The 17626-nt window shown below is 65.1% G+C and carries 19 protein-coding genes; 15 read left to right on the forward strand and 4 right to left on the reverse strand.

The genetic code is table 11. From position 1 onward, the window contains the following. The first annotated feature begins 8 nt into the window (after positions 1-8). The 7 genes from HZR14_RS11155 (at position 9) to katG (ending at position 6207) form a co-directional block, all read left to right on the forward strand. On the forward strand, positions 9-191 hold the full coding sequence (locus HZR14_RS11155) for a DUF7331 family protein (RefSeq protein ID WP_181692949.1): 183 nt from the start codon (positions 9-11) through the stop codon (positions 189-191). A gap of 44 nt (positions 192-235) precedes the next feature. Beyond that, positions 236-472, forward strand: a complete 237-nt coding sequence (locus tag HZR14_RS11160; protein ID WP_181692950.1) for a DUF8151 family protein — start codon at positions 236-238, stop codon at positions 470-472. Positions 473-631: 159 nt separating this feature from the next. Then, positions 632-1591, forward strand: coding sequence for a rhomboid family intramembrane serine protease (locus HZR14_RS11165; protein ID WP_181692951.1), 960 nt, complete (start codon positions 632-634; stop codon positions 1589-1591). Continuing rightward, complete coding sequence (locus HZR14_RS11170; protein WP_181692952.1) at positions 1592-2329, forward strand: endonuclease V; 738 nt, start codon at positions 1592-1594, stop codon at positions 2327-2329. Between the two features lie 529 nt (positions 2330-2858). Continuing rightward, positions 2859-3593 carry a DUF4382 domain-containing protein gene (locus tag HZR14_RS11175; RefSeq protein ID WP_181692953.1) on the forward strand — a complete coding sequence of 245 codons (735 nt, stop codon included), beginning with the start codon at positions 2859-2861 and terminating at the stop codon, positions 3591-3593. After that, positions 3590-3970 carry a hypothetical protein gene (locus HZR14_RS11180; RefSeq protein ID WP_181692954.1) on the forward strand — a complete coding sequence of 127 codons (381 nt, stop codon included), beginning with the start codon at positions 3590-3592 and terminating at the stop codon, positions 3968-3970. The genes HZR14_RS11175 and HZR14_RS11180 overlap by 4 nt, the downstream gene beginning before the upstream one ends. 95 nt (positions 3971-4065) lie before the next feature. Next, positions 4066-6207: a catalase/peroxidase HPI gene (katG, locus tag HZR14_RS11185; protein WP_181692955.1), complete on the forward strand. Its 2142-nt coding sequence runs from the start codon at positions 4066-4068 to the stop codon at positions 6205-6207. A gap of 10 nt (positions 6208-6217) precedes the next feature. Here katG and HZR14_RS11190 read toward each other — a convergent pair whose 3' ends face one another. After that, positions 6218-8689 carry a DUF2298 domain-containing protein gene (locus tag HZR14_RS11190; protein ID WP_181692956.1) on the reverse strand — a complete coding sequence of 824 codons (2472 nt, stop codon included), beginning with the start codon at positions 8687-8689 and terminating at the stop codon, positions 6218-6220. A gap of 211 nt (positions 8690-8900) precedes the next feature. Between HZR14_RS11190 and HZR14_RS11195 the strand changes: the two genes are divergently transcribed. Together HZR14_RS11195 and HZR14_RS11200 are read left to right on the forward strand one after the other, a co-directional pair. Next, positions 8901-9404, forward strand: coding sequence for a cupin domain-containing protein (locus HZR14_RS11195; protein WP_181692957.1), 504 nt, complete (start codon positions 8901-8903; stop codon positions 9402-9404). A 73-nt stretch (positions 9405-9477) separates the two neighbouring features. Further along, entirely contained in the window at positions 9478-9636 is a 159-nt protein-coding gene (locus HZR14_RS11200) for a DUF7563 family protein (RefSeq protein WP_181692958.1), read from the forward strand. A gap of 32 nt (positions 9637-9668) precedes the next feature. On the opposite strand, the gene HZR14_RS11205 is transcribed toward HZR14_RS11200, so the two are convergent. The 3 genes from HZR14_RS11205 to btuC form a co-directional block, all read right to left on the reverse strand. After that, complete coding sequence (locus HZR14_RS11205) at positions 9669-9953, reverse strand: DUF2250 domain-containing protein (protein ID WP_181692959.1); 285 nt, start codon at positions 9951-9953, stop codon at positions 9669-9671. Positions 9954-10031: 78 nt separating this feature from the next. Beyond that, positions 10032-11210 carry an ATP-binding cassette domain-containing protein gene (locus HZR14_RS11210; protein WP_181692960.1) on the reverse strand — a complete coding sequence of 393 codons (1179 nt, stop codon included), beginning with the start codon at positions 11208-11210 and terminating at the stop codon, positions 10032-10034. Then, positions 11207-12253, reverse strand: a complete 1047-nt coding sequence (gene btuC / locus HZR14_RS11215) for a vitamin B12 ABC transporter permease BtuC (RefSeq protein ID WP_181692961.1) — start codon at positions 12251-12253, stop codon at positions 11207-11209. The genes HZR14_RS11210 and btuC overlap by 4 nt, the downstream gene beginning before the upstream one ends. A 59-nt stretch (positions 12254-12312) precedes the next feature. Between btuC and HZR14_RS11220 the strand changes: the two genes are divergently transcribed. The 6 genes from HZR14_RS11220 to HZR14_RS11245 all read left to right on the forward strand — a co-directional run bounded on the left by HZR14_RS11220 (position 12313) and on the right by HZR14_RS11245 (position 17619). Continuing rightward, positions 12313-13401: a PGF-CTERM-anchored ABC transporter substrate-binding protein gene (locus tag HZR14_RS11220; protein WP_181692962.1), complete on the forward strand. Its 1089-nt coding sequence runs from the start codon at positions 12313-12315 to the stop codon at positions 13399-13401. Between the two features lie 91 nt (positions 13402-13492). Further along, positions 13493-13771: a signal recognition particle subunit SRP19 gene (gene srp19, locus HZR14_RS11225; protein WP_181692963.1), complete on the forward strand. Its 279-nt coding sequence runs from the start codon at positions 13493-13495 to the stop codon at positions 13769-13771. After that, the gene (locus HZR14_RS11230; RefSeq protein WP_181692964.1) at positions 13768-13995 is read left to right on the forward strand and encodes an H/ACA ribonucleoprotein complex subunit GAR1; all 228 of its coding nucleotides are present in this window, start codon (positions 13768-13770) and stop codon (positions 13993-13995) included. Before srp19 ends, HZR14_RS11230 begins: the two co-directional genes overlap by 4 nt. 118 nt (positions 13996-14113) lie before the next feature. Continuing rightward, positions 14114-15163, forward strand: coding sequence for a presenilin family intramembrane aspartyl protease PSH (locus HZR14_RS11235; RefSeq protein WP_181692965.1), 1050 nt, complete (start codon positions 14114-14116; stop codon positions 15161-15163). A gap of 115 nt (positions 15164-15278) precedes the next feature. Beyond that, positions 15279-15905 carry an IS607 family transposase gene (locus HZR14_RS11240; protein ID WP_181692966.1) on the forward strand — a complete coding sequence of 209 codons (627 nt, stop codon included), beginning with the start codon at positions 15279-15281 and terminating at the stop codon, positions 15903-15905. Beyond that, positions 15898-17619 (forward strand): zinc ribbon domain-containing protein, encoded by a 1722-nt coding sequence (locus HZR14_RS11245; RefSeq protein WP_181692967.1) that lies wholly within the window; start codon positions 15898-15900, stop codon positions 17617-17619. Before HZR14_RS11240 ends, HZR14_RS11245 begins: the two co-directional genes overlap by 8 nt. Positions 17620-17626 lie beyond the last annotated feature (7 nt).

The following is a 17626-nucleotide window of genomic DNA, read 5'->3' on the forward strand; positions in this document are numbered from 1 at the left end:
ATATGTCAATGAGTAACGCACCCTCCGATACGGACGAATCGCTCCGCCCATCGACCAAACCACCGGAGACGCCGCTCGACTCCGAGCGGTACGCTCACCTCTCGCTCGACAACGGGGAGGTCGTCATCTACGACCGTGAGGATCCGGACATGTGGGTGCAGTCGGACGTCGTCGTCGAACTCGGCGCGTAACGCTCCCGGCAGCTTTTTATGTGTCAGTCGTCCTACCCGAGGGTATGAAAGAACTCCTCGCATCGGTCGTCGAACTCCTGGCCTACGCGGTCGCCGCGACCGGGTTCACGGTCGCCGGTGTCTTCGCCGAGCTGACGAGCGTCGATTACCTCGCGGCCGGCAATCTCAAATTCGCGCTCTGGCTGTCGGTCATGGGCGCGGTCGCGTTGTACGCTGGAATCGTCGCCCTGGGCGTCGAGGAAGTCATCCCACGCCTCCGCGAGACCGCAGACGGCGCGTGAAATCCCTCCCCGGTATGAACGCTGGGACCCCCCGCTCGAAACGGACAGAAAAGACCGTACGCCGCTCGGGTACCGCCTTGATCCGCTTTTTGTCGGGTGGTTCGACGGACGCCAAAACGCATCCAAACGATTTTGCCCGCCGAGAGCGACCGAGTAACAATGGCGACGTGTGACGTCTGCGGCAGAGACGAGAACATGCCGTACAACTGCCGGCACTGCGGCGGGACCTACTGCAGTGAGCACAGACTCCCGGAGAACCACGACTGCCCCGGCCTCGAAAACTGGAACGATCCGGACGGCGTCTTCGACAGCGGCTTCGACGATTCGGTCGGATCCAGCCCCCGGCGTGGACGGCGCGGTGTGGGGCGTTCGAGCGGCGTTCTCGACCGTTTCGGTATCGATACCGGACCGGGCGGGCTGTCGGGATACTTTCGGAACAACCTCTCGTATCTCTTCTTGGCGCTCACCGTCGCCGTCTTCGGCATGCAGTATCTCATCGCACCGCTTTTCGGCGTCCGACTGCCGCCGGCGGGCGTCAGCCCCGGAACTACGACGTGGGGGCAGATCTTCACGCTCACGACGACTCACCCCGAGTACGTCTGGACGTGGGTCATCTCGGTGTTTTCACACGGCAGTCCGACACACCTGCTGTTCAACGCGATCGCGCTGTATTTCTTCGGGCCGATCGTCGAGCGGCAGGTAGGTTCGAAGAAGTTCGCCGCCCTCTTTCTCGTGAGCGGTATCCTCGCCGGGCTCGGGCAGGTCGGCGTCGGCCTCCTAACCGGCGAGGAGGTCGCGGTGTTGGGAGCCTCCGGCGCGCTGATGGCGATCATGGGCGTGTTGGCGGTCACGTCCCCCGAACTGAAGGTCTTGCTGTTCTTTTTCATCCCGATGTCGATCCGGACGCTGACCGTACTGTTCGCGGCCTTTTCGATCTTCGCGTTCGTCGCCAACGGCGGGATCCTCGATGGTGTCGCCCACTTCGCACACCTCGTCGGCCTCCTCGTCGGGCTGTGGTACGGCAACCGGATCAAAGATCGCATCGGCCGCGGGCCGAGACAACTGAACATCGGGCCGGGCGGTCCCGGCGGTCCGGGCGGTCCGGGGCGGTTCCGGTAGATGGAGGTCGCTGTCGAGCGGTTTCGGCCCGGTCGCCCCGACTCGCACGAGGCGATGGAGGCGCTACAGGCCGAGATCGCGTCGGCGGCGGTCTTCGAGGACACCGTCGAAGACACTCCCTCCGACGTCCGATCGGGCGAGGCGCTCGTCGCCGGGATCGATCAGGCGTTTCTCGACGACCGGGCGGTCTCGGCGGTCGTCGTCCTGCGCGGCGGGGAGGTGATCGCCCGCGAAAGCGCCGTCACGCCGCTTTCGATGCCGTACGTACCCGGGCTGCTCGCGTTCCGCGAGGGCGAACCGATCGTCGCCGCACTCGAGGCGCTCGACGTCGAGCCGGATCTGCTCGTTTTCGACGGGAGCGGCCGGATCCACTACCGTGAGGCGGGGATCGCCACCCACGTCGGCGTCTGCTTCGACGTCCCGGCTATCGGTGTCGCAAAGGGCCTCCTCTGTGGCCGCCCTCGGGCCCCGACCGACTCGCTCGAGGCGGGCGAGTACGTTCCGATCGAGGCCGACGACTCGATGACGGCCCCGGAGGGGACTGTCATCGGGTACGCCTACCAGAGCCGACAGTACCCGGACTCGACGCGGATCAATCCTCTGTATATTTCACCGGGACACCGGCTCTCGGCCCGGACGGCCCTCGAGTGCGTTATCGCCTGTGGCGGCGAGTACAAACTCCCCCCGCCGACGCGGCTCGCCGACCGGTACGCCGACGAACTGAAAGCCGACGTTTGACCCAGCCGCCCCCGTGCGTGGACGCAGCACGGTGTACGACGGCGAAACGGACACGCAGATTGGTTTCCTGTGCGGTGTTCGCTCCTGTGCGGTGTTCGCTCCTGTGCGGTGTTCGCTCCCGTGGTCGGCGTCCGAAGCCGTCTCACCCGACGTTGGTTCCCGGTGGACCCGGACGGATACTTCGTGCCGCAGGGACGTGTCTTCGTCCCCGAGCTCGGGGCTGGCCTACGTCACATCGGTCGATACTACCGCGGAGGCTATAGTAGAGATCGGAAGACAATACACACTCGATCGCACTGCCGCCGTGCGATCGCTGTGTACGTAATTGCGATGTTCACTATAGCGCTTTCGGTCATAGAGCACTCGAGGGACGCTGTGCCTCATCGTTCGATCCGTATCCGAACGCTACGCGAGGAGCAGCCCACACGGTTATCCGTCTCCCTCTCGTATGCTAGAGAATGACAACAGTCTCTCAGTGGTGTCCATTACGAACGTATCTAATTACGGCGTCCCCGCAAGGTGAGGGCGCATGAGACGACGATCCCTGATCAAGGCCACCGTAGGGCTCGGAACCGTGTTCCTTGCCGGCTGTTCCGACAGCCAAAGCGGTTCCGACGACGGCAGCGTGGCAAGCGGGACGTTCCGGCTGTTGATTAGCGACCAGCCGGTAGCCATCGAGGACTTCGATTCCCTGGACGTCACCCTCTCGGCGGCTCGTGTCTTTCGGGCCGACGAGGACGAAGAAATCACTCCGGGAGTCGCCAACGGCACGGTGAACGAAACTGCCACGCCGCCGTCCGACACCACGACCGGCGACGATACTGACGGTTCCGAGGACGACGGAAGCGGGGGATTCGTCAAATTCGACCTCGATAGTGTGACCGTTGATCTCACCCAGGTCAAAGGAAACCGTGCCGTTTCGGTGCTCGAAGGCGAACTGGAAGAGGGGCGGTACTCGGGGATCGAACTCCGAGTCGCCAGCGCTGAAGGGGTCGTCGACGGCGAGGCTGTCGACGTGATGGTGCCAAGTAACCGACTCCGTATCGTCAAACCCTTCGAGATCGGAACCGACGAGGAACTGGACTTCGTCTTCGACATTACCGTCATCCGGAAGGGCCCGACAGGGGGCTATAATTTGCTCCCAGTCATCGGCGAAAGCGGCGTCGCCGGTGAGGACGTCGAGATCGAAGAAGTCGACACCGAGGCCGCCGCAGCGGCGGGGCCAGCAACCGGCACTGACGCGGCGGACGAAGACGGGGAATGATCCCCGGACTCGCCGCGGTCGTACCGTTGTTCTCTGGCCCGAGCGCGTTCTTCGTCGGGACACTGCTCGCAGTCGTGTTGGTTCTCGTGATCGCCCCTGTTGTGATCGGGCTCGCCTGGAACCCCGTCGTGATCGGGCTCGCCTGGAAACCCATCGTGATCGGGCTCGCCTGGAAACCCGTCGTAATCGGCGCGGTCGTCCTGGGCGGGCGTTGGCTCCTCGGCGCGATCAGCGTCGGCCCACCCGGCCTCGGACGACCGATCCGGGGAGATCGGGATCCGGCCGTAGACGTGCTGACCACGTCTTTCCCCGTGGGTTGTGAGGGGTCGAAATATACGGGACCGACGGCGTTCTCGTGGCGGCTCCCCAGCTGCTGAAAAAACTTTACCATTTGATAGATTACGTAGGCGACAGCACATATTTCCTTATTGGTTCGATAAGATTAACACGCCAAAGCGGCAACCCTCCGATGATGAGTGATCCAGACCGAGACGGATGGTCGAATCAGCTACATCTGAAGATGCTCGACCAGAACGCCCGACAGGTCGGTCCAATGGGCGACACGTTCGACTACGCCGAAGCGTTTGAGACGCTCGATTTCGAGGCGGTAAAGGCGGACATCGAATCGGTGATGACGACGTCCCAGGAGTGGTGGCCGGCCGACTACGGCCACTACGGTCCGCTGTTCATTCGGATGGCGTGGCACAGCGCCGGCACGTATCGAACCACCGACGGCCGCGGCGGCGCGGCCGGTGGTCGACAGCGCCTCGCGCCCCTCAACAGCTGGCCCGACAACGCGAACCTCGATAAGGCGCGCCGACTGCTGTGGCCGGTCAAACAGAAGTACGGCCGCAAACTCTCGTGGGCGGACCTGATCGTCCTGGCCGGGAACTGCGCCCTGGAGTCGATGGGGTTCGAGACGTTCGGCTTTGCCGGCGGACGCGAGGACGCCTTCGAACCCGACGAGGGCGTCAACTGGGGGCCCGAAGACGAGATGGAAGCCCCCCAATCCGAGCGCCGGGACGAGGACGGCGAACTCGTAGAACCGGTCGGTGCAAGCGTGATGGGGCTGATCTACGTGGACCCGGAGGGTCCGGACGGCGAGCCGGATCCGCTCGCGTCGGCGGAGAACATCCGGGAGTCGTTCGGCCTGATGGCGATGAACGACGAGGAGACGCTCGCGCTCATCGCCGGCGGACACACGTTCGGCAAATCCCACGGCGCGTCCGACGAGGACCTCGGGCCCGTGCCCGAGGAGGCCCCGATCGACGCACAGGACCTCGGCTGGGAGAACGACTACGGCACCGGCAAGGGCCCTGATACGATCACAAGCGGCATCGAGGGTGCCTGGAACGGCACACCGACGATGTGGGATACCTCCTATCTCGACAACCTGCTCGACTACGAGTGGGAGGTCGAGGAAGGCCCCGGCGGCGCGGTGCAGTGGGCCCCGACGGATGAGGCCGCACAGGACACCGTGCCGGACGCACACGATCCCTCGGAGACGCATGCCCCGATGATGATGACGACGGACATCGCCCTCAAGCGGGATCCGGACTACCGGGAGATCGCGGAGCGCTTCCGCGAGAACCCCAACGAGTTCCAAGAGGCCTTCGCGAAAGCGTGGTACAAGCTGATCCACCGCGATATGGGGCCGCCCTCCCGGTTCCTGGGTCCGGAGGTTCCCGACGAGGAGATGCTGTGGCAAGACCCCCTCCCCGACGTCGATCACGAACTGATCGGGGACGAAGCGGTCGCCGAACTCAAGCGGACGATCCTCGACTCCGAACTGTCCGTCCCCCAGTTGGTGAAAACGGCCTGGGCATCGGCATCGACGTACCGCGACAGCGACAAGCGTGGGGGGGCAAACGGGAGCCGCGTTCGCCTCGAACCACAGCGGAGCTGGGAGGTAAACGAGCCGGAGCAACTGGAGGCGGCGCTCGATGTTCTCGACGGGATCCAAGCGGAGTTCAACGGTTCGCAGTCCGATGGGACGAGGGTCTCACTCGCCGACCTAATCGTTCTGGGCGGCTGTGCGGCCGTCGAGCAGGCGGCGGCCGACGCCGGCTACGACGTGGAGGTGCCGTTCGAACCGGGGCGTACGGACGCCTCACGCGAACAGACCGACATCGACTCCTTCGAGGCGCTCGAGCCGAAAGCGGACGGGTTCCGCAACTATCTCGGGGACGATGCCGACCAGCCGGCCGAGGAGCTGTTGGTGGATCGGGCTGACCTCCTGAACCTGACGGCGTCCGAGATGACGGCTCTCGTCGGCGGGATGCGAGCGCTGGGTGCGAACTACGAGCAGTCCGACCTCGGCGTCTTCACCGACCGGCCAGGGACGCTGAGCAACGACTTCTTCGTCAACCTACTCGACATGGATACGGAGTGGGAGGCGGCCTCGGCGTCCGAGGACGTCTTCGAGGGGCGTGACTGTGAAACGGGCGAGCGCAAGTGGAGGGGGACCCGCGTGGACCTCGTCTTCGGATCGAACTCCCGGCTCCGGGCCATCGCGGAGGCGTATGGATGCGACGATGCGGAGGAGACGTTCGTCCACGACTTCGTGGACGCCTGGAGCAACGTGATGAAACTCGACCGCTTCGATCTGGCCTGAGACGGCCGGCTCATCCCCGTTCGCCCCCGCCCACCCGGTAGATCGTCACCGCACCGTTCTCGAAGGCGACGGTGATCTCCGGCCGGTCGAACGACCGCAACGCGTCGCCGTAGCGATCGCGCTCGCCGGGGCCGACGTAGACGTACACGACGTCGTATCTCCGCAGGTGTTCGGCGGCGACCGTCCACTCGTCCGCGTAGATCTCGTCGACGTGGGTGACGCGGCGCTCGTAGGCCTCGGGGCTCCGGTATTCCGCTTGATGATCCCACCCGACGACCGTCGGGAGACCGGTGAACGTCGAGGCGGGGCTCGTGAACCGATAGGACGGGCCGGGCGCTTCGACGATGGTCGGCCTCCCCGGACGGTCTCCGAGCCAGCGGATCGCTGCGGCCTGCTCCGGCCGGGACGTCTCGATCGCCTCGAACCCGTCGAGGGTGGGGTCGTACGTCCCCGCGGCGACCTCGTTAGCGACCTCCTGGTTGAACACCATGACCGGGAACACGAGCGTCGATACCAAGAACAGACAGACGAGGGCGACGGCGACCGACGACCGGAGCACGGCGAGTCGATCGGGTACGGTCGCCGTGTCGGCACCCCCGCCGGGCGTCGAATCGCTCGCCGACTCGACGGCTGCCCGGTAGGCGGCGATGCGGGTTCGCCCGCGCGAGAGGACGACCGCGGCGGCGGCACCCGCGCCCGCGGCGGCCAGCGTCCACCCCTGGACGGCGACTTTCAGCGCCGTGTTCCACCGTGGCAGATCGATCTCCGGGAGCCGAGCGTGTACCACCTCCAACGCGAGGAGCAGTCCGAAGCCGGCGACGAACAACACGACCGCGAAGTCCCCGCCGTCGGTGGGATCGCGTCCGTCCCCGTGCTCGCCTCGACTCCCACCTCTGTCGCCCCGACTCCCACCCCCGACGCTTCGGCCGGCACACACCAGAAGCCAGCCCACGAGCAACGACGTCGCCATGAGGGCGAGTACGTCGACGTCGAAACGAACCACCGTAGCCGCCAGGGCCGGCGGGAGACAGAGCCCCGTGGCTGCGAGGAGGCGTCGGTCGAGGCCCTCGACTGTGGACCACCCGAGCGTCACTACATAGAGGGCGAACATCGCAAGCAGGCCACCGTACACGACCAAAAACGGTCCGATCGGGCTCCGTGGTGGGAGGAGGCCGATTCCCTCGTTGGTCGGGACGTGGCCGAAGACGAGAAACGGCGACGCGACGGCGACGCCGATCACGACGACGATGCCCCCCGCTCCCCCGGCGAGCGCCAGCCGTCGGAGTTCCGATCCGAGGCGCGATACCCGTGACCGATCCCCACCCGACGCCGACGCGCCTTCGAGCATCGTTCCGAAGCGCCCCGGCACCAGCGTCGCGGGATCCGGATCGGCCGCGCCGACCGCGAGGACCGCGATCCCGCCGGCCGTCGGGAGCGCCCAGGTGTTCATGAAGCCGAAGACGCCCCCGATCGCGCCGAGTCCACCGAACACTGTGGCAGCACGGCGTCGGCGATCCTCGGCCGGCATCCGGTAGTAGGCGTACGCCACCGCGGCAGCGAACAGCACGTATCCCGTCGAGAGCGCGTGGCCGTGGAGGTCGGCCTTCACGAAGGAGTACAGCGGGACCTCCTGGATCGTGCCCGGGACCACATAGCGGGTGTCCCACCACGACCAGGTTCGGGGGGCCGACAGTTCGGCGACCGCGGCGGCCAGATCGCCCCCGTGGAACCGCCGGGCGACGAACCCGAAGGCCGCACGGGCGACGGGCTCCGAGATCCCCTCGGGGAGGACAGGCGTCAGGAGACGAACGGGCGTCGTCGTCGCCCCGCCGAGGGCGACGACGAACGCGCCGAGGACGCCACCCAGGCGGTAAGAATGGCCGCGACGGGCGACGATCGCACCCGAGAGGCCGTAGGCCACCACGACCAATACCCCGTAGAACGCGGCGATTCCGAGGTTGAAACCGTAGCGCAGCTCCGTCCCCGTCAGCATCGCAAAGCTCGTCACCTGTAGTTGGGTCCCATAATAATACCGCAGCGGCTCGCCGGCGTAGCAAAAATCCAGCGGCGGGAGGCTCCCGGACCGTTCCAGCGCGTTCACGAGGCCGAAATGGAGGAACTGCTCGCCACCGGCGGGCGTGATTCCGGGCGAGGACGTACGCAACAACACGAGACACAGAAACCCGAGCGCGAACACGCCGTAGCCCCTCGCGACTGCGTCCCACTCGGGGACGCCGCCGCGGCGGTACGCGATCGACGTGGCGGTGGCCACGGTTCCGAGGGCGATCACGACCGTGTGGCGGCCGAACGTGATCTGTCCGAGCCAGAACACGACGATGGCGAAGGGGATCAGTGCCGTCGGGATCGCGAACGCGGCACCCTTATATTTTAGTTCCCGGAAGACGACCGCCGCGATCGGAGCCCCCAGCGCGCCGAAACACGCAAACAGCAGGAGGTAGCTAACGACTGGAAAGTACTCCACGCGGGATACTGGTTTTCCGCCCTTTGTAAACGCTTTCGACTCCGGTCGGTTCGGTCGGTTCCAGTCGGTCCTGGTCGGTTCCAGTCGGTCCTGGTCGGTTCGGTCGGTTCCAGTCGGTCCTGGTCGGTTCCAGTCGGTCCTGGTCGGTTCCAGTCGGCCCGGTCGGCGTCCGAGAGAAACGCTTTACCCCCGTGCGGTCTTCGACGTCCCCATGCACAAGGCCACGATCGACGAGATCGATAGCGAGTCACACCCCGGAGAGATCTACAGCATCCGTCGCCCGGTTTCGGACGCGGTGGATGCCGAACACCTCGCGATGAACTACTTCGAACTCGAACCGGGCGAATCCTTCTCCGGGGGACTCCACACCCACCACGATCAGGAAGAGGTATTCTATATCCAGTCGGGCGAGGCGACCTTCGACGTGGCCGAGGCCCCGGACAGCGACGCGGCTGATCCCGTCTCCGTCGGCGCGGGCGAGGTGATCCGCTTCCCGCCGGGGGAGTTCCAGACCGGATACAACGAGGCGGACAACGACGAACGGGTCGTCGCGCTCGCCCTCGGTGCCCCGACGTCGGAACACGACATCGGCGAGATCGAAGCGGCGATCCCCTGCTCCGAGTGCGGTGAGGAGACCGGACACACGATGACGGAGACCGACGACGGGGACTTCGTGTTCACCTGCCTGGAGTGTGGAAACGAGCGGAGGCCTTGACATCCCCCCGTCGGGATATCTTTCTCGGCCGGTAGGGGAAAGATATTTGAGACTCTCTTCGAGAGTCTACGGTATGCCACATTGTCGTAACTGTGAGGCGTTCGTGACGGACAACTACGTGCGCGTGTTCGCTCCACAGGGGATGTCGACCGTCCGTGTCTGTCCGAACTGCGAGGACAAACTCCGCGACGGCGCGGAAGTCCGGGAAGCGCGCTCGACCCGACAGAACTGATCCGTCCGGAACGAACCGCCGACGGCCCCCGGTTATCCGTCGCGTTCGGCGGCGAACGAGCGGTCCCCGTCGACGAGATACCGCGATCCTTTTTCGGTGGTCGTATAGATGACCTCCGCAGTCACCGCCTGGACCAGTCCGTGGTCGATCAGCGTGTCGACCCGCCGTTCGACGTATCGGAGATGCATGCCGAGCCGGGTCGCAACGACCGGCAGATAGTCGGGCGGGTTCTCGTCGAGGTACGAGAGAATCCGTTTGTCGGCGGGGTGTGGCGTGGGTGATGAATCTACACTGGACATCGTCGGTGTCTCGTACATAGGTGCGTGGTACCATATAACACTATCGCCGATGGGGGATCCGATCGGTCCCGGCATGACGGCACCGCGAGGACACGGTTATCGGGCCGTCGGTTCGGCCGGAGCCGACCGCCCGAGAACGTCGAGCAGTTCGCGTTCGGTGGCGAGCGGACGGCTCGAGTGACCGTCCGGTGCGTCACGGAGGGCGAACGTCCGCTCCGGGACGTCCGCGAGGCGTCTGTTCGGTGCCCCGAGGGTCCCGGCGACGACGACCGCGTCCGCCCGCCTGACCAGGTCGGCCGCGGCCGCGAACCGGTCGTCGGAGACCGGCTCGAACGGCGGGGCGGTCACGACCTCCCGTGCGACCGCCTCGGCGGTGACGGCGGCGACGTCCCCCGCGGGAACCACTCCGGCGCTAACGCGGACGCCGAGTTCGGCGAGACGGCCGATCGTTCGGGCCGCGCCCGTCCCGTGTCCGACGACGTGTACCCGATGCTCGCCGGCGTGCTCGCCCGATAGCGGCGTCACGGAGAGGGATCCGGTCGCCGGATTCGTTCCCACGGCCGTCCGAACCCCGAAGGCGGACTCGATCCGGTCGGCGGTGAGGACCGCGTCCGGCGGTCCGTCAGCGAGGACCGTTCCCCCAGACAGCAACGCGATCCGATCACAAAAGCGTGCGGCGAGATCCAGGTCGTGGATCGCCGCGACGACCGTTTTTCCGGCCGCAACGAGCTCTCTCGCCAACGCGAGTGTCCGCCGCTGGTGGTTGATGTCGAGACTCGCCGTCGGCTCGTCGAGCAACAGAACGGGCGTCTCCTGTGCGAGCGCACGGGCGAACACGACGCGCTGTCGTTCTCCCCCGCTCAGTTCAGTGACGGATCGGTCGGCGAACCGGGCGGTATCGGTCCGTTCGAGCGCCGATTCGACGGCGGTTCGATCGGCGTCGTCGGCCGTCTCGAACCGCGAACGGTGCGGCGTCCGTCCCATCGCGACGAACGCCGAGACGTCGAAATCAAAGACGGCCGCCGTCTCCTGTGGAACGGTCGCGACCAGTCGTCCGATCTCGCGGGGCGACGCCGACATCACGTGGCGGCCGTCCACGCGGACGGCCCCTGTCGCCGGCGAGACGAGCCCGTTGCAGGTCCGAAGTAGCGTCGTCTTGCCCGCCCCGTTCGGGCCGACCAACGCGACGAAGGTTCCCTCGGGAATACGCAGGGAGACGTCCTCGAGCACTGACGTGTCGCCCAGTTCGACGCTGACCGCCTCGAAATCGATCACAGCGAGTGCACCTCCCGTTGCCGCAGCAAGTACAAAAAGAATGGCGCACCGAGTGCCGCGGTGACGATACCGACGGGCACCTCGGTCGGCCCCGACCGCGCGACCGTGTCGGTCGCGACGAGAAACACCGCCCCAGCCAGGGCGCTCGTCGGCAGCAGGATCCGGTGGTCCGGACCGACGACGAGCCGCATCATGTGGGGGACGATGAGCCCGACGAACCCGATCACGCCCGCCACCGAGACGGCGGCCGCGGTGACGATACTCGACGTCGCGAGGAGGATCCGCTTGGTCCGCTCGACGTCGATGCCGAGCGTGTGGGCGTCGTCCTCGCCCAACAATAGTACGTTCAGATCGCGGGCATACGCCAACAGAACCACGAACAACGCGAGGACGACCGGCAACGCCACTCGGACCCGACCCCAGGTGCTGTTGTGGAGATGTCCCATCAGCCAGTAGACCGCCGTTTCGAGGCTGTCGCCGGCGTTCAACAGGAGAAACGAGATCGCCGCCCCGAGAAACGTCTGGAGGGCGACGCCGGCCAGAAGAAGCGTCGCGACGGGGGTCTGGCCGCCCTCGGTCGCGATGGCGTAGACGGCGAACGCGGCGACGAGCGCGCCGACGAAGGCGAAGGTGGCCCGGCCGAACGGGACGGAGACCGGAAGGACGATGAACGCCACGGCACCGACGGCGGCCCCCGAGGAGACGCCGATGATCGAGGGGTCAGCCATCGGGTTCCGAAAGAACCCCTGCATGACGGCCCCCGCGAGCGCCAGCGCGAACCCGACGATCGCGCCTAAAACGATGCGCGGCAGTCGGATCCGGGTGACGATGAGTTCCGTCGTGGTCGCGACGTCGAAGCCGAACGGCCGGAACCATACGAGCGAGCCAGCCCCGATCGCCGGGACCCGAACCTCGTTCAACAGGACGTACGCTACCTCCAAGGGACCGATAGCCGCGTACCCGAGCGCGGCGCTGACGACGACGACGGCGAAGAGCAGCCCACAGAGGGCTCCGGACCACGCGACCGTCCGCCGGAGAACCATGAACGAAACTGCGGTTGCAGTAGTCAAATACTTATTGTCCTGGTCTCTGGGTTCGGGCAATGCGTCATCGACTCTCGGTCCCCCTCCTCGCGGTACTCCTCACGTCCTCCCTCCTCGCCGGCATCCCGATCGCGACCGCACAGGGAGCCACATCGGCGTGTTCGTTCCCGGTCTCGGAGACGGACGCGACCGGGGCGTCCGTGACAGTCGCGGATCGTCCCGAGCGGATCGTCGTCCTCCAGCCCAGCGCCGCACAGACCGTCTGGGAACTCGGTGCGGCCGATCGGGTCGTCGGCGCACCCGTCGGCCCCTACACTGACTTTCTCGAAGAGATCGAGCGCAAGGAGAACGTGTTGAACCTCGACGAGTTCGCCGTCAATCAAGAGGCCGTCGTCCAACTAGACGCCGACATCGTCCTCGCGCCGAGCATCGTCCCCGAGGAGACCGTTTTGAGCCTCCGGGAGGCCGACCAGACCGTCTTCAAATTCGGGTTCGGCACCTCCCTCGAATCGGTCGCCGACAAAACCGAACTGACCGGGAGGCTGATCGGCACCTGCGCGGAGGCCGAGGAAACGAACCGAGCGTACCGGAGCCGAATCGAGTCGGTTCGGAGCGGTACCGACCCGGACCACACCCCCCGAGCGCTGTACTACACGGACGGCTTCGCCGCCGGATCCGGCACGTTCATCGACGAGATCCTCACCACGGCGGGCGCGGCGAACGTCGCCGCCGACAACGGTGTCGAGGGATACGGCGAGGTGAACGAGGAGGCGCTCGTCGAATGGAACCCGGAGGTGATCGTGGTCCCCGACGAGCGGGCCGGACTCCCCGAGACGCCCGCCTTCGAGTCGACGTTCGCCGTCCGAAACGATCAGATCGCCGTCGTCAACGGTAACTACGTCAGCCAGCCCGCGCCGCGGGTCGCACTCGCCGTCGAGGACGTCGCCGAGGCGGTCGCCGACGCGGAACGCGAACGTGAGGCGGCCGCTGCCCCCGATGCGGGAGCCGACGGCGACGTCGAAACCGACGTCGATGCGGACGAAACGGACGGCTCACCCCCGGAGGCGGCCGATGGCCAGTCAGGGTTCGGTATCGGCATCGCCCTCGTCGCGGTCTTGGCAGGCGTGTTCTTCGCGCGCCGAAGATAGAGCGGCACGGAGGCGTCGGCGACGACCGACGGGGGCCTCCGACCGACCACGGACCGCCCGCTTTTTATTTCGCCAACGCGCAGGCTCGAACATGGTCGAAAACGTCATTTGGCCCGCCTACCTCGATTCGGCGCGTTCCCGGAGCGAGGGCCGGCGGGTCGCCGAGGATCTCGCCGTCCCCGATCCGACCGTCGACGAGATCGCAAGCGCGGTCCAACAGGTCGGCTACGACGCCGTCATCGAACGGGATCGAACGTATCCCCGGGAGTACGAACCGCGCGGCCGGGTTATCGTCAAGGGGGCGGACGACGCGTCGAAGTCCGATCTACTGGGCGCGGTCGCCGCCTACGTCGCCGCCATCCGCGAATGAAACGCGTCGGCGAGGTCGTCCGAACCGCCCAGGGGCTTGCGATCCTCCGGTCGCCGGACGACACACATCCCGATGTCGGCACCGCGGTCGTCGACCCGGAACTCGAAACCGTCGGTCGGGTCGTCGACGTGTTCGGCCCGGTCGAACGGCCCTACATGGCCGTCTCGCCCACGGAGGGCGTCACGTTGCCGGCGCTTCTCGGCGAGAAGCTCTACGCCCGATAGATATCCCGTCGGTCCCGTCCGGGAACCGCACTACCCAAACGATCGGACGGGAACCGCACTACCCAAACGATCGGACGGGAACCGCAATACCCAAACGATCGGACGGGAACGGTACGGTATGAAGCGGGCCGCTGTCGCCGTCGTCGCCACGCTCGGGCTCTTCGTGTTCGTCCAACTGGGCGCGCTCGCGTTGGTCCAGCCGTTCATGGACGCCGGCTACCAGACCGTCGAGGATCCCTCCGACCCGACGAACAGCCTGTTGTATCTCGGTGCCATCCTCGTCGCCACGGTCGTGATGCTCGCGGCGATGAAATTCGGCGTCGATCGGCTGCTACAGGGGCTCATCGTCTTCGCCGCGGTGTTCCTCTCGTTTTACGTCTTCACCGTCGTGATCCCCCCGGTCCTCACCACCGCCGGGGTCAACGTCCTCGCGGTCGGTGCCGCGCTCGTACTCGGGGCCGGGCTGTTGGTGTATCCGGAGTGGTACGTCATCGACGCCGCCGGGATCGTCATGGGGGCCGGGGCCGCCGGGCTGTTCGGGATCAGTTTCGGCCTCCTGCCGGCGCTCGTCCTGCTCGTCGTGCTCGCCGTGTACGATGCGATCTCGGTATACGGTACCGAACACATGCTCACGCTCGCCTCGGGCGTGATGGACCTCCGGTTGCCGGTCGTGCTCGTGATCCCGCTGACGCTGTCGTATTCGTTTCTCGAGGACAGCGGTCCCGAGACGCTCGACGACGGGGAACGCGACGACGATGAGGAACGCGACGACGATGAGGAACGCGACGACAAGCGCTCGGAGGCCCCCGATGGCTCCGAGCACTCCGACGGCCCGGACGAACCGGGGGACCCCCTCGACCGGGACGCCTTCTTCATCGGCCTGGGCGACGCCGTCATCCCGACGATCCTCGTCGCCTCCGCCGCGTTCTTCAGGCCGGGTGGAGAACCGCTGTTGGACGTCCCCGGCCTCGCGGTCACCGTCCCGGCGCTCGGCGCGATGGTCGGAACGCTCGCCGGATTGGTCGTGTTGTTGTGGATGGTGATGAAAGGACGTGCACACGCGGGGTTGCCGCTTCTCAACGGCGGCGCGATCGCGGGCTATCTCCTCGGGGCGATCCTCGCGGGCGTCGCGATCGTCGAGGCGGTCGGCATCGCGCCGTATTTGTAATCCCGTCCGGCATCACGGGACGTACGTCACTCCCCCGTTGCACACGCAGGGTTGTGTAACTGTTACAAAATCCAGTATTTATAAGTAGCTACCAGTAGGAAATAGTAACATCGGAATGCCACGGTCGTACTCGGTTGGCGAGTTCGCGGATGAACTCGGTGTTCACTCCCAGACTGTGAAACGATGGTGTCGTAACGGCGACCTTGACTACACCCGAACACCGGGCGGAGAACGACGGATTCCACACCGAGAACTCCGCCGACTTGCAGGCGATACTCGTCCAACAGACCGTGTTGCCCTCTACGGTCGCGTCTCAAGCCACGGCCAGAAAGACAACGGTGACCTCGACCGGCAACTCGACCGACTCACGGACTACGCTCACGACCACGGTTGGAGCGTCGAAAACACCTACACCGACGTTGGCAGTGGCCTCAACGAAGACCGACGCGGCCTCAACTCCCTCCTCGATGACGTGCAAGACGCCGACTACGGCCGGGTTCTCGTCACCTACGAAGATAGGCTCACTCGCTTTGGCTTCTCGTATCTTGAACGGTATTTCGACTGCTACGGTATCACCATCACCGTCATCGAAGACGAAACGGACAAATCAGCACAGGAAGAACTCGTTGACGACCTTATCAAACTCGTTGCCAGCTTCAGTGGCAAACTCTACGGTATGCGCTCCTCGAAAAAACAACAGGTCGTCAACACCGTCGAATCCGAGGTGAAACCCGATGAGTAACCACCTCTCGCTCCCAATCCGTTTGCCAGACGAGGATGCCGAGCGATTCGAGCGACTGGCAATACTCACTCGTCGTGTCGCCAATTATGTCCTCAAAAACCACTGGACGCCAGTCCATCTAGACGGCATTGCCGACGCATCGCATCAGGCGTGGAAATACTTCGATGAGCACGAACCGTTCGAAGAACTCGACCTGTATCTCCCCTCGCGGTTTCGACGGTGCATCTTGCAGAAAGTCGGTGAAACGCTTCGGAGTCACGCCGACCGCCGAGACGCCTTTCAGTCCATCCAGAGCGTGTTGCCCGACCACAAAATCCGACGAATTCACCGCCGACACATCAAAGACCAGCTCTGGGACGACGGCGACTACCTCTCGTCAGGCTACGTGGACATCCTCATCGACCAACTCAACAGCTACTACGACCGTCACGGCACGTATCCAGACACGTATCTTGAGATGCAGGACTGTCCTGAGTATGACAGCGGCGTACTCCCGTACTCTGCGGACGACGGCCCGACATCGGGTCAAGCTGTTAAATACCAGTACGACACCGATAGCGAGACGCTGGCCATCCGACTCAAAACACCGGACACACTATCGCCGGAGACACGAGGTGACTGGTCGTGGACAGAGTACGAACGTGGCGGCTACGAGGCGTTTCATGACCTCCTCGCTCACGGCGATCTCTCGGCTCCCGAGTTCCAGCCCTCCCGTCGTAAAACCGGTGCCGCCTACTACGAACTCTCCTTCCCCGTCGAAGTCGAACACGCAAAGACGACTGACAGCACCGACTGCGTGTTGGCGCTCGACGCCGGGATGCGAAAAGACATGACTGCCGTGGTGGTTACTGACGATGGCGAACAGCGGTCTACGCCACAGTTTATTCAGTTTACTGACCGCAAGAAGATGCGGCGACTCCACCGCGAACGCACCCGACTGAACGACCGACTTGCCGCGTTGCGCCGTGATGGTCGCTCGCATACTGACGAGTTCGCGCACCTCCACAGCGAATACGAACGGGTAAACGCCAAAATCCAGCACAAGCGCGAACAACTGACACACGACGTAGCAAATCAGATTCTTGCAATCGCACTCCTATACGACGTAGACGCCATCGTTCACGAGGATTTGCGCTCGCTCTCACCGCCGCGAGGTGAGTGGGAGTTGTCGTGGGAGTTGTCGTCATGGGCGCGGCGTGACATCATCGAGAACATCGAATACCGGGCAGAGTGTGCCGGTCTGACTGTTGAACGAGTCTTCCCACAGGGAACGAGTCGGTCGTGTCCCCGGTGTGGTTCGACCGGCCACACCTGCGAGTCACCCGACCATCACGAGGAACTGTGGTGGGGCGGGCACTTTCGCTGTGACAACGCCCGGTGTGACTTCGAAGGCGACCGCGACTACATCGGGGCGCTGAACGTGGCTCGCGTGTTCTTCAGTGAGACGGACGAGCTGGACCACGGTTTCACGTCCTCCTATACGGGGGATTCTGAAATCGTGCTAGCTGGCCGTTCCGCTGGTACGCGGCTCACGTTCGGGTCTGGAATCGTCACCTACGAACCCGATCAGGCAACGGCGATCACTGGTGGTGGGTCGGCTGTCATAGCGCCTGCTGTCGCCGTGCCCGAGTCGAATGCGGATAGTAGCGATGGACGTGGCCCGGTCGTCCAACAGTGTACCCGTTTCTTACGGTGTACTACTGAAAGCTACTGAAAATTGG

This window comes from Natronomonas salinimetallica, assembly GCF_013839515.1.
Classification (GTDB): Archaea; Halobacteriota; Halobacteria; order Halobacteriales; family Haloarculaceae; genus Natronomonas.

Bases quoted from the DNA above. Each gene is read 5' to 3' on its own strand.
- HZR14_RS11155 (WP_181692949.1), top strand. From the start codon at position 9: ATGAGTAACGCACCCTCCGATACGGACGAATCGCTCCGCCCATCGACC.
- HZR14_RS11160 (WP_181692950.1), top strand. From the start codon at position 236: ATGAAAGAACTCCTCGCATCGGTCGTCGAACTCCTGGCCTACGCGGTC.
- HZR14_RS11165 (WP_181692951.1), top strand. From the start codon at position 632: ATGGCGACGTGTGACGTCTGCGGCAGAGACGAGAACATGCCGTACAAC.
- HZR14_RS11170 (WP_181692952.1), top strand. From the start codon at position 1,592: ATGGAGGTCGCTGTCGAGCGGTTTCGGCCCGGTCGCCCCGACTCGCAC.
- HZR14_RS11175 (WP_181692953.1), top strand. From the start codon at position 2,859: ATGAGACGACGATCCCTGATCAAGGCCACCGTAGGGCTCGGAACCGTG.
- HZR14_RS11180 (WP_181692954.1), top strand. From the start codon at position 3,590: ATGATCCCCGGACTCGCCGCGGTCGTACCGTTGTTCTCTGGCCCGAGC.
- katG (WP_181692955.1), top strand. From the start codon at position 4,066: ATGAGTGATCCAGACCGAGACGGATGGTCGAATCAGCTACATCTGAAG.
- HZR14_RS11195 (WP_181692957.1), top strand. From the start codon at position 8,901: ATGCACAAGGCCACGATCGACGAGATCGATAGCGAGTCACACCCCGGA.
- HZR14_RS11200 (WP_181692958.1), top strand. From the start codon at position 9,478: ATGCCACATTGTCGTAACTGTGAGGCGTTCGTGACGGACAACTACGTG.
- HZR14_RS11205 (WP_181692959.1), bottom strand. From the start codon at position 9,953: ATGTACGAGACACCGACGATGTCCAGTGTAGATTCATCACCCACGCCA.
- btuC (WP_181692961.1), bottom strand. From the start codon at position 12,253: ATGGTTCTCCGGCGGACGGTCGCGTGGTCCGGAGCCCTCTGTGGGCTG.
- HZR14_RS11220 (WP_181692962.1), top strand. From the start codon at position 12,313: ATGCGTCATCGACTCTCGGTCCCCCTCCTCGCGGTACTCCTCACGTCC.
- srp19 (WP_181692963.1), top strand. From the start codon at position 13,493: ATGGTCGAAAACGTCATTTGGCCCGCCTACCTCGATTCGGCGCGTTCC.
- HZR14_RS11230 (WP_181692964.1), top strand. From the start codon at position 13,768: ATGAAACGCGTCGGCGAGGTCGTCCGAACCGCCCAGGGGCTTGCGATC.
- HZR14_RS11235 (WP_181692965.1), top strand. From the start codon at position 14,114: ATGAAGCGGGCCGCTGTCGCCGTCGTCGCCACGCTCGGGCTCTTCGTG.
- HZR14_RS11240 (WP_181692966.1), top strand. From the start codon at position 15,279: ATGCCACGGTCGTACTCGGTTGGCGAGTTCGCGGATGAACTCGGTGTT.
- HZR14_RS11245 (WP_181692967.1), top strand. From the start codon at position 15,898: ATGAGTAACCACCTCTCGCTCCCAATCCGTTTGCCAGACGAGGATGCC.